Source organism: Achromobacter sp. GD03932 (assembly GCF_029839485.1).
Taxonomy (GTDB): domain Bacteria; phylum Pseudomonadota; class Gammaproteobacteria; order Burkholderiales; family Burkholderiaceae_B; genus Achromobacter; species Achromobacter bronchisepticus_A.
Genome location: NZ_JAOCAT010000013.1, coordinates 68,061 through 83,016, shown reverse-complemented (window position 1 = coordinate 83,016; position 14,956 = coordinate 68,061). Strand labels below are relative to the sequence as shown.

The following is a 14,956-nucleotide window of genomic DNA, read 5'->3' as shown; positions in this document are numbered from 1 at the left end:
CGGCGCGGGCGTGTCATGCGGCGTGGCGCCAGGCCATCAAGGACGCTTCCACATACCCGATTTCCTGAGCCGTCATGCCTGCCATGCCGTAATAGCGCTGGCGCTGCGTCACCACCTCGCGCACGTGCTCCAGGATGCCGCGCGCGACGGCTTCCGAGCGCAGGCCGAAGCGCCGGTACTCGCTCAGGCAGTTCTGGAATGAGCTTTCGCGGCCGGCCGCGCCGATGTGCAGGTAGTGCCTGGCGGAGCCTTCCTGCGTGACCACGTCGAACAGGGGCGACAGCCGGTAGGTCTGCGCGCCTTCGTCCTTCACGAAGCCGACGTTCTTCAGGTGGTCGTCGGTATTGTGGACGGCCACGTTCAGGACCATGCGCGCGTACAGCTCTTTCAGGTCCTGCACCGGGTTGGACGAAATCCGGCGCGTGACGTCCGCCAGCCGCGCGTAGGAATACGTGGCCTTGCCGCGCGCCTCGTCGAGCTCGCGCTTGCCGATCTGCGCCGAGGGGCTGATCAGCGCTGCGCCGCTGAGGAAATGGCGGCGCGCGACGATCGGGGTTGCGCCCTGCCCGGCCGGCAGCAGTTCGCGGTCGAAGCGGTGCGTCAGCAGGACCGCGCCCAGATGCGTTTCAGCCAGGCGGATCTCGGGCACCGTCATGCCGATGGCGCGCGCCATCTGCAGGTTGGCGTACTCGACGCGCTGGCGGTCGTAGGAATCCCCCTTGCGCGGAAACTTGGCGATCCACATTTCGCCGCGCTCGTCGCGCACGATGGTCTTGGGGCGCGCGCCGCCGATGTCCCAGGAGCTGCCCAGGATGTCGCGGTACAGGCCCTTGGGCTTGACGCCCTGGTCGATGTCGGCGAGCAGGTCGGCAAGCGATTCCACCTGGCTGAGTTCCGGCAGGCGGTAGGTCTTGCGCATGTTCGGCGTGAGCCGGCGGGCGCTGAAGAACAAGGCCCCCACGCCCATGCCGCGGCCCTTGAGCAGCACTTCGTCCTCGGTCACGCGAGCGCCGGCGTTGTCCACGCGCATGACGTTGCGGCCCCAGGCGTCGGGCGCGGCGTCAAAGATCGCGCCCAGCGTTTCGTAGCGGCTTTCGGTGCGGAAGGTGGTGCGCGCATCCACCAGCGGCAGGTTCAGCGGATCCAGCGCAAAGGCGCGCGGGTCGTTCACGTAGGACTGCACGTAGGTGAATTCGGCGTAGAAGCGGCTTTCGTCCGAATCGTCCAGCGTCAGCAGGCCGGCGAGCACGGCCTCGCCGCGGATGTCGACGTAGACATACAGCTCGCTTTCCACCGATTTGTGTTTTCTTGCTTTCACGATTTGCGTGGCGCTATAGCTGGGTAGGATCGGCGCGGTGCGTGTTGGGCGTTTTGCCGCTGCCCCGGCTGGGCCGGCGCACCGCGTCCAGGCGTTTGCCTACGCCGTCCAGGTCGGGGTCGCCCAGGGCGTAGACCTGGTCCGCATAGCCGTACTGCAGCAAGGCTTCAATGGCCAGCGCCAGGGACACGCCGCCGTCGCCGCGTTCCAGGCGCGTGACCGTGGCGCGCGACACGCCCATGCGGGCAGCCAGCATGGACTCGGTTTCGGCGCGGCGCAACCGGGCGGTGCGGATGTTGGCGCCAAGGCGCGCAAGCGCCATGGCGGCATCGAAGCTGGGTTCGATCTTCTTTTTCATGAATCAATAATAGTGCGTTGCTTGGTAATTTGCACTATTAATGAGTCATTTTTGTATTTAAGAATGCTATTTTAATAAGGCATAGCCAAGTTTTATGCCTCATTAATGGATCATTCCGGGTCACACCACCACTGCTTGCTCCAGCCGCAATCCGCCACGCCCCGTGTCCAGCGTGACCTGAGCGCCCAGCGGCAAGGTCAGGTTCGGATCGCCATGGCCGCTGGGCCATCCCGCCAGCACCGGAATGCCGCGCGAGCGGAACCGGTCGAGTATCAGCGGGTACAGCAGCCCCTGCGCCTGGGCATCGTCGCCCGGCACGCCCAGGATGCGCGTGAAGTTGCCGACCAGTACTCCCTTGAGGTCATCGAACTTGCCCGCCGCAGCCAACTGGCTCAACAGCCGGTCGATGCGAGGCAAGGCTTCGTTGACGTCCTCGATGAAAAGAATGGCGCCGCTGGTGTCGATTTCGCTATCGGACCCGATCAGTGCGCCGATCAGCGCCAGATTGCCGCCGATCAGCCGTCCGGTCGCCGTGCCCGGTATCAGTTCCGTGGCGGTGGCGTAAGGCGGCGGCGTGATCCACGCCCCCTGCCCCACCTGGCCGCTGATCATGGACAGCAGGTTCGATTCGGTGGGTTCGCGCTTGCCGGCCAGCAGGTCCTGCGCCAGCATCGGCCCGTGGAACGTGACGAAACCGGCGCGGCGCTGCATGGCCAGGTGCAGGGCCGTGATGTCGCTATAGCCGATGAACGGTTTGGGGTGGCGGCGCAGCAGATCGAAGTCCAGCTGATCCAGCAGGCGCCAGGAACCAAAGCCGCCCTGCAGGCACCAGACGGCGCCGATATCGGGCGCGGCGAACGCCGCATGCAGGTCGGCCAACCGGTCGGCGTCCGATCCCGCCAGATAGTCATAGGGGGCGTCCAGCCGTGAACGCGCGGCCGGCATGACCTGCGGCACGTAGCCCCGCGCGGACAGCCATTCGGCCGCTTCGTCTGCGGCATCCAGCGCGGCGGACGCGGGCGCCACGATGGCGATGCGCGCGCCGGGTTTGAGCGCGGGCACGGGGGCTGCGGCGCTGCTGACAACCGGGGGCGCGACGGAGCCGGGCTTGGCCGACTGCGGCGCGCGGCGCGGCGCAGGCTTGGGCGCCGCGCAGCCGGCCAGGGCGGCGGACAGGCACAGGGCGCCGGCATTGATCAAGAAACCCCGGCGTCCGGGATCGCACTGTGGTCGCTGGCCTTGCGGCGCTTGTTCCATGGTCATCCCTGCTGCCGTCAGAAGCGTTCGTAGTCCAGGCGGTAGCGCCATTGCCCCAGGCCCAGGCCGGCCATCGGCAGGCGGCCGATGCGGATGCGGCGCAGGGCCTGCAGGCGCAATCCCGCCGCATCGCACACGTACTCGATGAAGCCGGGCGCGGGCGTCTTCAGGGCGAAGCGCAGATGGGTTTCGTTCTGCCAGCTGACCTTCATGGGCGTGGCGGCGCGGCCGTCGTAAGCCATGCCGCGCTGCAGGCGCGCCAGGTCGGCGGCGCTGAGCTGGCCGGACACCTGGGCCACGTACTCCTGCTCCACGTAGCGCCCCTCTTCCACCAGCTTGCGGGCGATCGGGTATTCCTGCGTGTAGACGACCAGGCCGCTGGCTGCGCGCTCCAGCGGCGTGACCAGCTTCAGGCCATTGAACATGCGCTTCAGGTAGCGCTGCCCGGAACGGTCGCCGGGCATCAGGTTCTCAGGCAGGATCAGGTCGCGCGCGGAGCCGGGTTCGTCATTGGCGTAAAGGCCGGCGGGCTTGTGCAGCAGTACGGTCACGGGACGCGCGTCTTCCAGGCGCGCGCCCGGCAACAGGCCCACGGACTGGCCGGGCGCCACCCGATAGCCGGGCTCCTCGACCTGCTTGCCGTCCACGGCGGCCCAACCGCCCTCTATGTAGCGTTCCGCGTCGCCGCGCGAGCAGGACAGTTCGGAGGCCAGACGCTTGGCCAGGCGTACGCTTTCGCTCATCGCGCCACCGCCTTGTGCGGGAAAGCCGCGGAGCCGGGTGTGGAACCAGGCCGTGAATCGAGCCGTGAATCGAGCCGTGAATCGAGCCGTGAATCGAGCCGTGCTTCGGGCAGGGCTTCGGACCAGGAAGAGTAGCCGCCTTGCAGCGGCGCCAGAGGGTGCATCGTCATGAGGTATTGCCGGGGTGTTGCCAGAAAAGCGGGCAATGCGCCCGCGACGTGAGGCAGATGTTACGCCCTTCCCTGGCAGGCTGCCCGGCGCGGCCTGGCTGGCAGCCAATGCCGGCGGCGTTCAGACCGGCGGAAATCCGGCGCGTTCCGCGGGCGTTGTGGCGGGCTCCGTTTCCGCGTCCAACGCGGCGGGCGGCGGCACTTCTTCGATCCAGGCGTTGAGCAGCGTATGGGTCACCGCCAGGATCACCGGGCCGATGAACAGGCCCACGATGCCGAAGGCAAACAGTCCGCCCAGCACGCCCACCAGGATCAGCAGCAAGGACAGGTTGACGCCGCGCTTGATGAGCAACGGCCGCAGCAGGTTGTCCAGCATCGCCACCAGCACCGCCCAGACCAGCAGCACCGCGGCCGCCAGCTTCATGTCGTTCTGGAACAGCCAGACCACGCCAGCCAGCATCGGCAGGAATGGCCCCAGCTGCGCCAGGCACAGCATCACCATCAGCGCGGTAAGGATGCCGGCAGCCGGCACGCCCGCGATCCACAGGCCGATCCCGCCCAGCCCGGACTGCACCACGGCGGTCACGACGATGCCCAGCGCCACGGCGCGTATCGCCTGCCCGGCAAGCTTGACGGCCGCCAGGCCGCGCTGGCCCGCCAGCCGGTTGAAGAAGCGCCGCACGAAATCGACCGCCACCTCGCCCTTGGTATAGAGGATGCCGGCCACGACCACGGTGATCAGCATGTGCATCATGAAGGCGCCGACGATGGCGGCATGCCCGAGCAGCCAGGCCGCGGCGCTTGTCAGATACGGTTCGAGCTTGGCCAGCAGGCCGCCGGCGCCGGCGTCCGACAGGGTCTGCCATTCCTGCGCGATCTTGGGGCCGACCAGCGGAATGCCGTGGACCCACGCGGGCGGCGCCAGCAGCGCGTAGTCGGGCAGGCTCTTGACCGCCGCCATGATCGAGCTGCTGTGCAAGGCCAGCGTCGAGATCACCTCGTAGAGCGGCAGCACGATGACGAACAGCAGGATGACCAGCATGGTCAGGGTACCCATCCAGCGCCGTCCGCCGCAATAGCGCTGGATCGCCAGCATGACCGGCCAGGTCGCCACGACGATCGTGGTGGCCCAGACCAGGCCGGGCAGGAACGGGCGCAGGATGTAGACGCTGCCTGCCATCAGGCCGGCCAGGATCACGATGACGAGGATGATGCGGGCGAGATCGACCGTCTGGCGTGGAAGAGGATTCAACCGCGGCTCCTGACAGGGCCGGCAGCCCTGATCTGTGGCGCATCGATGCCGGCGGGGCGTCTGCCGGATGGGTGCATGCGGATGCGCCTGTGGCGAATTTATCCGAAAAACCCGCGGACATACACCGTGGCGGCCCGCAAGCGGCGCCGCCTCCGGCTAGCGCGGCGTCCCCGCGCCGTCGCCCGCGCCCTGCGCGCGCACCAGCGTATAGGCGATGTAGTACTTGAAGATATTGCTCACGTATTGCACGGTTTCGCGCCCGATGCGCTCGGCCGCCACCCGCTCCACATTGTCGAACCAGACGTTCGGGTCCAGTCCGCTGGCGGCGGCTTCCTTGCGCAGCTGGTTGATCCGGCCGGGGCCGGCGTTATAGGAAGCGAAAGCGAACAGTCCCTTGTTCAAGTCCGTCATGGGCTCTTTCGCGTAGTACTGGTCGATCATGAACCGGATGTACTTGACGCCGGCGTGTATGTTGAACTCCTCGCGCCGGATATCGCCTACCTTCAGTTCCTTGCCGGTGGCCGGCATGATCTGCATGACGCCTATCGCCCCGACCGAGCTCTTGGCATCCTGGTCCAGCCGCGACTCCTGGTAGCCCTGGGCCATCATGAGCAGCCAGTCTATGTTGTATTCATCCCCGTACTTGCGGAAGAACTCCGCCAGGCGGTGGAATTTCTCGATTTCCTCGGGGTCGGTGGCGCCCTTCACCCATTTCACGGATTTCAGGTACTTGGTGAGCTGCTGGTTGCCGAAAGAGGTGCCGACGCGGTTCTTCTCCATGAAGGGGTTGAGCACCGCCGAGAGCTTGGGCGAGTTCTTGCGGAAGGCGAAGGCGATGTCGTTGCCCTTGTCGATCTCCAGGTTCGCGTAGACCTTGATCTGCGGGAAGATCTGCTTCCAGAAATTGGCCAGGTAGCGGTCGGCGACGGTGTATTTGACCAGATCCGCGCTGGCCATCTCCAGGATGTCATCGGTCTCGAAGTTGCCGGGCGCATCGCGGATGATGGCCGGCTTCAGGCCCCTGGCCTCCAGATCCGCGTTCAATGTCTTGACGCTGCCGTAGTAGCTGCTGACGGGGTTGATGAAGATTTCCTGCCCGGAAAGATCGTCCAGCGACTTGAGCTCGGGCGCGCCTGGCGAGGCCACGACCAGCTCCGGCACGCCCGACGCCAGCGGCGTGGAAAAATCGACCAGCTTCCGGCGTTCCTCGGTGACCGTCAGGTTGGCCGCGACGATGTCGCCCTTGCCCGCCAGCAGATCGGGAATCAGGCGTTCGCGCGAGGTCGGCAGAAGCACCACGTACACGCGAATGTTCTTGTTCCTGAGCTGCCGGTTCAGGTCGTTCTCGAACTCGGTCATCATCTCGGCGATGATGCCGCGCTGCGTGCCGCCCTTGTCCAGGAAATACAGGGTTTTGTTGTAAGGCACCAGCACGCGGACCTGCCGGCGCTTGAGCATGCCGTCGAAATCCCCGGTCCAGGGCTTCATGTTGTAGGCCAGCGCCAGCGGGTCGCCTTTGCCCTTTGTCGCCTGGGTATACCCAGGCGATGGAGGCAGCCACAGCAACAGCGCGCAGAGCATCGAGGCAATCACGCGAAATGACATAGTTCCTCCGGCTGGCCGGGTTACTGCGTCGCTATATATGTGCCGCGTGGCGGGGCGCGTTGCGCGCTTCGCCATTCCTATAACAATAATCCGAATCGGGTCGCCGGGGGCATGCCGCGCATCCTTTTGCCGCGAACCTCGAACCGTGATGCGCCAGGCGGCGCGCGCGGCGCTAGGACCCGGGATGCTCCGGCCGCGCCTGCCCCGGATCCTGCCGCTGGACTTGCGCCAGCAGATGCCGGGTCAGTTCGCCCAGTTGCTCATCCTTCCCTTTCAACTGCGCGAGGTAGTCGGACGCGCGTTGCTCGGCCGCCGCCAGCCGGGATTCCAGCGCCATTTCGCGTTCACGCGCTGCCGCCCGCGCCGCGCTGGCCGCGGCTTGATCGGCTTGCTGGCGCGCTTGCAGGGCCTGGATCTCGCCGCCCGCAGCCTGCGCCTTATGTTCGGCCTGGCGGCGCAGCTCCTGTTCCTGCTCCAGCGCCTTGCGCGCCTGCGCCGCCTGCTGCTGGCTGGCGGCCTGCGCCTCGTCCAGCCGGGTCTGCAAGCGTTTGACGGCGCCGCGTTCGCTGTCCAGTTCGTTCAGCCAGCGGCGCTCGTGGGCAGTGTGGCGGGTTTCCAGCGCGTCGAGCGCCTGGGCATGCTGGGTGCGGATCTTCTCGCTTTCCGCCAGCGCCGCCTGCGTGGCGCCGCGTGCGTCTTCCAGCTGCAGCTGGTTGCGCCTGAGCAGTTCATCGCGTTGGCGCAACTGCTGTTCGGCCGCCAGCAGCCGGTCTTCGGCGGCGGCCAATTGGGAAGTGGCCACCCTCAGGGCTTCCTGCAGATCCTGTTCGCGATGCGCAAGCTGGGCTTCGCGCTGCTGCAGTTGTTCGGCGTCGGAGGCGAGCTGCTCCCCTTCCCGCGCCAGTTCTTCCCAGCGACCGCGATAGGTCTGTTCCTGCTGCGCGCGGGCCTCGGCCAAGGCCGCTTCCCAGAAGTGCGAGGCCGCCTGCGCTACCGGGTCGGGTACGGCCGCGGGCGCCGCGAACGCGCCCGGGTCCTTGATGCGCGCGCCCAGCGAACGGAACCAGGTTTCGAGATAGGGGCTGACGGTGTTGGGCGAACCCCGGCCGATCTTCTGCCGCACCCGTTCGATGGTGGGCCGCGCGCCCTCCAGCAGCAAGGCGTCGGCGGCGGTCCAGACGTCAGTTTCGGTAATTCCGGTGGCCATGCGCGCGCTCCGTGCCGGATTCGGCAACTGTAGGATAATTACTCACGATAATGGAATCTTATCGTTGATAATTTCATATGTATGTTAGATATCATACATGACACATAAGTAATATAACATTCATCTAGGCTTGTCGACTCTTCTATGAAAGAAGTAGGCGAAAACGTGCGCCCCTCCCCCCTTGTGGGGGCCAGAGGCATAGGTGACAGGTGTATGAGGGCATGGGTAACACTCTTCCGGGATGGCTGCCCAGGAGAGTCCCATGCCTTGGCGGGCAGTTATCGTGAACTGTCAGAAGGCCGAGGTTTGTGGCGTTGGCGGGCGACCCGTGCCGATCGGAGTTCTCGCACACTATCGCCTGTCCAGGCCCATCAACACTGGTACAACGGCATGCGTTGGGCCGCCTCGGGCATGGGCTCAGGTTGATTCGGCTCGGCGTCGAGCTCACACATCGCCGGCCCGCACGCCCCCAAAGCAACAGTAAGGATAAGCGGCTCCGCCGCTTCGTCGAGGCTGGGATCATGGACCAAAGCCGTGGCAGACGCATCCATGCGATTACGCCACGGCGGATCCATTCGAGAGGGGGCCGCTTCAAGGCCCACCCAGACCTCGTCCTAGCTCGAGGCAGGCGACCGCAGCGTTGTTTCCATGCGGCAGTCCAGATCCAGTCTTTTTCGTGTCTTCTCCGGATCTAGCACCATGAATGCCAGGATGCTCACCGCCAGCGCCATGCCTCCACACAGCGTGAAGAACTGATCGAAACCGGCGGAAGCGTCGCCGCCCATATCGGAGATCATGTAACCGATCAGGCCGGGGGTCACGATTCCTGCCAGCGTAACAATGCCGTTGTATATCGCCAGCACCGCGCCGCGTTGCGAGGCTCCGCACAAATGCGCAACGATCGCAAACGCGAACGGGGGCAGCAAGTTGGAGGCGACCGAAGCGATGAGGTACAGCGCTAACGTCATTGGCATATTCCCGCCGACGTAGCGCAGCCCTAGGTAGGCCGCGCCGCCAATCATGATGGCAAAGAGTGGAGGCCAGACCATCGCTTTTTGGAATGACGTACCGTTACGCAGCGCCCTCTTGCTGCCTGCCATCACCAGCAAGTTCACGAACATGAGCGTCAGGGCAAGACATACAAGGTAGAGGGACATTTGCCCCGAGTTCAACCCCACGCCCTCCTGCAGGAAGACGGCTAGCCAGCTGAAGCCGACGACGCCCGGAACACCGCCGATGAAGCCAAGCAACGAAATCATCACGAATGACTTGTTCAGCAAGGTCTGGCGGTAGGAACGCTTTGGACTCGTATCGACCGAGGCATGCGCATCAACAGTGCCTTCTCGACCGAATGGCAGCCAGAGCCCGACCCAACCGACGCTGGCAAGGCCGAGCAATAGAAATGAGGTCCGCCAGCCCAAATGTTGAACCGCCAGCGGCAACACCGCACTGGCGACCAATCCGCCAATAATCACGCTGACATGTATCATGGTCGAGACGCCAAGTCGCTCGTTCGGGGCGTACCATTTGAACCCGGCATGCTGAGTTACTGCCGTTGCGGGTCCGGTTCCGGCGCCCAAGAGCAACCTGGCTGCAATCAGAGTGCCCAAGCTGCCCGCGAAGCTAACGGCAAACTGCGATACCGCCCATATCAGCGACATGCCAGTCAAGATCCATTTGGTCTGGACTCGGTTGGCAAGGAAGCCGACTGCCACGCCGGCGATGGAGTAAATAAAGAAGAATGCGCTTCCCGCCAGTCCAAACTCCAGAGGGCTCAGGTCCAAGTCACGAATGATGGACGGCCCAGCAAACGCGAAAATCAGCTTGTCAGCGGTGCAGATGATCGTAGCCATCATCAGCATAGCGAGGGTGAAGCGTTGATAGGGTTGGGTCATCATGGAAGCCTCATGCCCGGTTCAACGCCGTTTCCACCAGCTTGCACCAGTACGCGGCGCCAATGGGGATGAGTTCATCGCTGAAATCGTAGCCAGGGTTGTGAACCGAACAGCCGCCAGCGCTACCGACGCCATTTCCAATCGCGATGTAGCAGGATGGTCGAACTTCAGCCATGGCCGCGAAGTCTTCGCTGCCCAGATTGCCCTTGGAGTGAACGCTAATAACGTTTTCGGCCCCAAGCAGATCCGTGAGCACGCCGTGCGCGACGGAAGTCGGCCTTGGGTGGTTCACCAGCACGCCGATCTGGCGGTCAAACTCGATTGTCACCGTGACGTCGTACGCTGCGCAAACGCCGGTGACCACTTCCCTGATGCGCTTTTCCAACAAGTCACGCATATCCGTAGTGCAGGCGCGCGTATTCACCTTGATAAGCGCACGGTCGGGGATGACATTGAAGCCCTCTCCAGCGTGAATAGCGCCAACGGTCACAACCGCACTTTCGCCAGGGGTGACATTGCGGGCAACGATGCTTTGCAATGCAACGACGACGGCGGCCGCAGCCAAGGCGGCGTCCTTGGTGAGGTGCGGCATGGCTCCGTGCCCCCCCTTGCCCTGGATGTTGACCAGGGCGACATCCGAAGAAGCCGTCACTGGACCCACCAGGCAGGCGACCTTGCCGACCGGCAGGCCAGGCAAGTTGTGAAGCGCATAGACTTCATCGCAGGGAAAGCGGTCGAACAGGCCGTCCTCGATCATCCGGCGTGCGCCGCTGAGCATTTCTTCCGCCGGCTGGAAAATCAGATTAACCGTGCCATCGAACTGTCCCGACTCGGCCAGATACTTGGCTGCACACAGTAAAATCGCGGTATGCCCATCATGGCCGCAAGCGTGCATTTTTCCTTCATGGATGCTGCGATACGAGAGGCTTTCGTTTTCATGTATAGGCAATGCGTCCATGTCGGCGCGGATGCCGATGGTGCGGGCCGAACGGCCCCGCTTGAGTACACCCACGACGCCGGTGCTGCCGACTCCCTCGGTTACTGTGTAGCCGTATTCGCGCAGCCGGTTGGCCACTAACGCGCTGGTCCCCTGCTCTTCGAATCCGAGTTCCGGGTGCTGATGAATCCAGCGGCGAACTTGGGTGAACTCCGTCGCCAGGGCGGCGAAGCTTGCAAAATCCTTGAACATACTGGTCTCCTCGGGAAATACTGCGGCCGCGTCTTAATTGCGTCCTATATGTATATTTTTTTGAATTCTCGGCTTCTTCTAATCGCTACTCGGTGTTTTTTGAAACATGCCCACAGGAGAAAATCACCCGCGCCGACAAAGCTTCCCGGCGCAATTCAAAGCGGCGGAGTTGACGCGAGTTCGTGCCTCCCGATGGATCATGGCAGTTTTGGCGAGCCCTCCCCACGACTTTTTTTTGATCGCACAACTTTTGGTTGTTGTCCGAACTCAACAAGAACGGCTTCCAGGAAAAAGGCACGCGTGGAAGTGGGATTTCCTTCCTGACCATTTGCCGCACTAAACTAGGATCCACGCGTTCAAATCGAGTGCAGGCAGTATGAAAATCAATCAATTGCGGGCCTTCCTGGCGGTGATCGAGACGGGAACTATCAATCGCGCGGCGGACAGGTTGAGCCTCACCCAATCGGCGGTGAGCAAGTCGCTGAGGGAGTTGGAAGCGGATCTGGAAATGCCGCTGCTGGTCCGGACCGGCAAAGGGATGACGCTGACGGAGGCCGGTGCAGTCATCGCGGACAGGGCGCGCTTGATCAATGCGGAAGTTGCGCGCGTTCGGCAGGACATTGCGGCGATCAAGGGGCGATCGTGCGGCGAATTGAGAATAGGCGTGAGTCCCGTAGCCGCCAGCGCCGACTTGGCAACAGCGATCTTGGCATTCAAAATGCGGCATTCCGGCACCCGGTTGACGATTATTGAAGAACGTCCGAGCAAGCTTCTGATGCTGATGCGGGATGGAACGCTCGATTTCGCAATTTCGTCTGAGATTCCCCTGGAATCCACGGGTTTTCCGGCGATTCAACTATCCGTTGTAAAAACGGTGATCGGCGTCCGGCCCGATCATCCAGCTCTGCACGCCACCAGTCTTGACGAGCTTCTGCCGTACGAATGGATTACCCCGGATCCAATCGATGACGAAACGGCGCCCCTGTTCAGGTGTTTTTCCATGCAAGGCCGCGCGCTCCCGGAGCGTATTGTCCACTGTGCGTCCATCGGGCTGTACTTGGAACTGGCAAAAAACTCGAATGCAATAAGCATCTGGTCCGCCACCCCGTTCAACCTGGCTGCCTTTCGGCAGGTGCTGTCGCCGCTCGCGCTGTCCGATAATATTCCTGGCCGCAATATCTGCTTGCTGAGCAGGGATTTTCATCTTCTGAGCAGACCCGCCAGGGCACTCATGAAGGAGATACGCGCCATTTTTTCTCGCTCTTCCGACCATGACACAGCTGAAATTGCAGGCGCCATTGCTCGCGCTGGATCCGCTTACCCTTGACGCCCAGGCCGACGCCGCGGCCAGCGCCCTGATGCGCGAAGGCAGTTCGGCCAACACGGTCGCCAGCTACCGCGCCGCCATCCGCTACTGGAGCGCCTGGTTCGAGTTGCGCTACGCCCGTCCCTTTGCCCTGCCCTTGCCGGAAGCCGCCGTGGTCCAGTTCGTGGTGGACCATGCGCAGCGGTCCACCGAGCAAGGCCTGAAATGGGAATTGCCGCTGGCGTTGGACCAGGAACTGGTCCGGCTCAAAGCCAAAGGCAGGCTGGGTGCGCCCAGCCTCAACACGCTGCTGCAGCGCATCTCCGTGCTGTCCAAGGCGCACGAACTTCAAGGCCACCCCAACCCCTGCCGCGCGGCCGCGGTGCGCGAACTGCTTGCCAGGACGCGGCGCGCCTACGCCCGGCGCGGCGTGGCGCCCGCCAAGAAGGTGGCGCTGACGCGCGAACCGCTGGAGGCCATGCTGGCCACCTGCGACGGCTCGCTGCGCGGGCTGCGCGACCGCGCCCTGCTGCTGTTCGCCTGGGCTAGCGGCGGGCGCAGGCGCTCCGAAGTCGTGCACGCCACGATGGAAAACACGCGGCGCACGGCCGAGGGCTTTCTGTACGCGCTGGCGTATTCCAAGACCAACCAGGCGGGCACCCACTGCGCCAACGACCAGAAGCCCATCGTGGGCGTGGCTGCCCAGGCGCTCGATGCCTGGCTGCGCGCCAGCGGCATCACGCAAGGTCCGCTGTTCCGGCGCGTGCGGCGCGGCGACGTGCTGGGCGAGCCGCTGGCCGCGGCCGCAGTGCGGGACATCGTGCTGGAACGCTGCAAGCTGGCTGGCCTGGAAGGCGAGTTTTCGGCGCACAGCCTGCGATCCGGATTCGTGACCGAGGCCGGGCGGCGGAATGTACCGCTGGGCGACACCATGGCCATGACCGGGCATGCCAGCGTGGCCACCGTCATGGGCTACTTCCGCGCCGGGGCGGCGGCCGAATCGCCCGCGGCCCGGCTCTTGGACGAGCCGGACGCCCCGCGCGGGTAAAATCCCGCGCACTCGCCGCAACCCGAATCCTGCCCGACACGATCTTCATGCGAATCAACCTACGCGGGCTGGTGCTTGCGCTTACCGTATGCAGCGCCCTCGCCGCCACCGCCAACGCCCTTTACGCCAGTTATCGGGTGCAGCGCGAACAGCTCATCGCCAATACGCTGGAATCCAACCGGGTGTATGCCGCCAAGCTGGCCGAGAGCGCGGGCACTTTTCTGGAATCGGCCCTGCAGCAACTGGAGTACAGCGCCCGCCATGTCGCCTGGCGCTTCGATGCGCCGGAGGTCCTGAACGCGGAAGTCGCGCGCCTGCGGGAGCAGACGGACAGCTTCAACTCGGTCGCCATCATCCGCGCCGACGGCGTCATGGTGGCGGCCAGCCAGGCCATCCGCAGCTTCCAGGGAACGCGGGTCGACAACGCCGCCAGCCGCATGGCGCTGCAAACACGCAAGCCCCTGATCAGCAAGCCCTATGTATCGGTCGCCGGCAACCTGTTGATCAACGTCTCGTATCCCATTCATTCGGAGAGCGGCGTCTACCTGGGCTATGTCTCTGGCACGATCTACCTGCGCAACGAAGGCGCCCTGCACAACCTGCTGGGCAAGCATCCGTATCAGGACGGCTCCTATCTGTACGTGGTGGATCACGAGGGGCGGCTGATCTATCACGCCGAGAGCGGGCGCGTTGGCGAGGACGTCACCGGCAATCCCGTGGTGGCCGCGGTGATGCGCGGCGAAGACGGCGCGCAGCGCCTGATCAACACGCGCGGGGTGGACATGCTGGCCGGCTACGCCCATGTTTCGCGCAGCGGCTGGGGCGTGATCGCGCAGCGCCCCGCGCTGGCCACGCTGGAGCCCTTGCACGATCTCATCTGGGCGCTGATCCGCTATGCGGCGCCCTTCGCGCTGCTGTTCCTGCTGGCCATCTGGTGGTGCGCGCGCAAGATTTCGCAGCCGCTGTCGCAACTGGCGACCAACGTCGAGCACCATGACATGGCGGTGGCCATGCAGCGGGTGCGCTCGGTGAAAGCCTGGTATTTCGAGGCGCAGCGCCTCAAGCGCGCAGTGATCCGCAGCTACACCAACCTGCAGGACAAGATCGGCCAGCTCAATCAGGCCAGCATCACCGATCCGCTGACCGGGCTGCGCAACCGCCGCGGCATGCGGCAGGCGGTGGACGCGCTGCAGGCGGCCGACACGCCCTTTGCCGTGATCGCCTTGGACATCGACCATTTCAAGCGGGTCAATGACACCTACGGCCATACGGCGGGCGATGAAGTGATACAGGGAATGGCGCAGTTGATGCGCGACTGTTCGCGCCCGACCGACATACTCTGCCGCAACGGCGGCGAGGAGTTCCTGATCCTGCTGCCCGCGGCGGGTCCCAGGGAGGCCTCGGGCATGGCCGAGCGCCTGCGCAAGGCGACGGAGATGCGCCGCTTGAGCGGCGCCCCGGAAATCACGGTGTCAGCCGGCGTGGCGCACTGGCCGGCGGGCGGCGCGGATGTGGAGCCGGTTTTTCAGGCGGCCGATGCCGCGCTGTACGCGGCCAAGCAGCAGGGGCGCAATCGCGTGGTGATGCACGCGGGCTGACGCCCCTGCC

Annotated in this window: 12 protein-coding genes; 3 read left to right on the top strand and 9 right to left on the bottom strand. The window is 64.5% G+C overall.

All coding sequences use genetic code 11. The features are described from left to right. Positions 1–13: 13 nt before the first annotated feature. The 9 genes from N5C88_RS14175 to N5C88_RS14135 all read right to left on the bottom strand — a co-directional run bounded on the left by N5C88_RS14175 (position 14) and on the right by N5C88_RS14135 (position 10,994). A complete protein-coding gene (locus N5C88_RS14175; RefSeq protein ID WP_280015538.1) occupies positions 14–1,318 on the bottom strand; it encodes a HipA domain-containing protein in 1,305 nt (434 codons plus the stop codon). Positions 1,319–1,331: 13 nt separating this feature from the next. After that, positions 1,332–1,676, bottom strand: coding sequence for a helix-turn-helix transcriptional regulator (locus tag N5C88_RS14170; protein WP_059376116.1), 345 nt, complete (start codon positions 1,674–1,676; stop codon positions 1,332–1,334). Positions 1,677–1,796: 120 nt separating this feature from the next. Beyond that, complete coding sequence (locus tag N5C88_RS14165; RefSeq protein WP_280015588.1) at positions 1,797–2,738, bottom strand: LD-carboxypeptidase; 942 nt, start codon at positions 2,736–2,738, stop codon at positions 1,797–1,799. A gap of 212 nt (positions 2,739–2,950) precedes the next feature. Continuing rightward, positions 2,951–3,676, bottom strand: coding sequence for an RNA pseudouridine synthase (locus N5C88_RS14160; RefSeq protein ID WP_280015537.1), 726 nt, complete (start codon positions 3,674–3,676; stop codon positions 2,951–2,953). A gap of 291 nt (positions 3,677–3,967) precedes the next feature. Continuing rightward, positions 3,968–5,098 (bottom strand): AI-2E family transporter YdiK, encoded by a 1,131-nt coding sequence (gene ydiK, locus N5C88_RS14155; RefSeq protein WP_280015536.1) that lies wholly within the window; start codon positions 5,096–5,098, stop codon positions 3,968–3,970. A gap of 156 nt (positions 5,099–5,254) precedes the next feature. Beyond that, positions 5,255–6,703, bottom strand: coding sequence for a transporter substrate-binding domain-containing protein (locus tag N5C88_RS14150; RefSeq protein ID WP_280015535.1), 1,449 nt, complete (start codon positions 6,701–6,703; stop codon positions 5,255–5,257). A 172-nt stretch (positions 6,704–6,875) separates the two neighbouring features. After that, positions 6,876–7,910: a DNA-binding protein gene (locus N5C88_RS14145; RefSeq protein WP_280015534.1), complete on the bottom strand. Its 1,035-nt coding sequence runs from the start codon at positions 7,908–7,910 to the stop codon at positions 6,876–6,878. A 614-nt stretch (positions 7,911–8,524) separates the two neighbouring features. Next, complete coding sequence (locus N5C88_RS14140) at positions 8,525–9,808, bottom strand: MFS transporter (protein WP_280015533.1); 1,284 nt, start codon at positions 9,806–9,808, stop codon at positions 8,525–8,527. Between the two features lie 7 nt (positions 9,809–9,815). Next, complete coding sequence (locus tag N5C88_RS14135; RefSeq protein ID WP_280015532.1) at positions 9,816–10,994, bottom strand: M20 family metallopeptidase; 1,179 nt, start codon at positions 10,992–10,994, stop codon at positions 9,816–9,818. A gap of 376 nt (positions 10,995–11,370) precedes the next feature. Between N5C88_RS14135 and N5C88_RS14130 the strand changes: the two genes are divergently transcribed. The 3 genes from N5C88_RS14130 to N5C88_RS14120 are packed head-to-tail and all read left to right on the top strand — an operon-like array spanning position 11,371 to position 14,946. After that, positions 11,371–12,321, top strand: a complete 951-nt coding sequence (locus N5C88_RS14130) for a LysR family transcriptional regulator (RefSeq protein WP_280015531.1) — start codon at positions 11,371–11,373, stop codon at positions 12,319–12,321. Next, complete coding sequence (locus tag N5C88_RS14125) at positions 12,266–13,348, top strand: site-specific integrase (RefSeq protein WP_280015530.1); 1,083 nt, start codon at positions 12,266–12,268, stop codon at positions 13,346–13,348. The genes N5C88_RS14130 and N5C88_RS14125 overlap by 56 nt, the downstream gene beginning before the upstream one ends. A 47-nt stretch (positions 13,349–13,395) precedes the next feature. Then, positions 13,396–14,946, top strand: coding sequence for a sensor domain-containing diguanylate cyclase (locus tag N5C88_RS14120; protein WP_280015529.1), 1,551 nt, complete (start codon positions 13,396–13,398; stop codon positions 14,944–14,946). The last annotated feature ends 10 nt before the right edge of the window (positions 14,947–14,956 follow it).

What these genes read in the sequence shown, in the direction of transcription:
- N5C88_RS14140 (WP_280015533.1), bottom strand. Translation starts at nt 9,808, where the DNA reads ATGATGACCCAACCCTATCAACGCTTCACCCTCGCTATGCTGATGATG.
- N5C88_RS14150 (WP_280015535.1), bottom strand. Translation starts at nt 6,703, where the DNA reads ATGTCATTTCGCGTGATTGCCTCGATGCTCTGCGCGCTGTTGCTGTGG.
- N5C88_RS14130 (WP_280015531.1), top strand. Translation starts at nt 11,371, where the DNA reads ATGAAAATCAATCAATTGCGGGCCTTCCTGGCGGTGATCGAGACGGGA.
- N5C88_RS14160 (WP_280015537.1), bottom strand. Translation starts at nt 3,676, where the DNA reads ATGAGCGAAAGCGTACGCCTGGCCAAGCGTCTGGCCTCCGAACTGTCC.
- N5C88_RS14120 (WP_280015529.1), top strand. Translation starts at nt 13,396, where the DNA reads ATGCGAATCAACCTACGCGGGCTGGTGCTTGCGCTTACCGTATGCAGC.
- N5C88_RS14145 (WP_280015534.1), bottom strand. Translation starts at nt 7,910, where the DNA reads ATGGCCACCGGAATTACCGAAACTGACGTCTGGACCGCCGCCGACGCC.
- N5C88_RS14135 (WP_280015532.1), bottom strand. Translation starts at nt 10,994, where the DNA reads ATGTTCAAGGATTTTGCAAGCTTCGCCGCCCTGGCGACGGAGTTCACC.
- N5C88_RS14170 (WP_059376116.1), bottom strand. Translation starts at nt 1,676, where the DNA reads ATGAAAAAGAAGATCGAACCCAGCTTCGATGCCGCCATGGCGCTTGCG.
- N5C88_RS14125 (WP_280015530.1), top strand. Translation starts at nt 12,266, where the DNA reads ATGACACAGCTGAAATTGCAGGCGCCATTGCTCGCGCTGGATCCGCTT.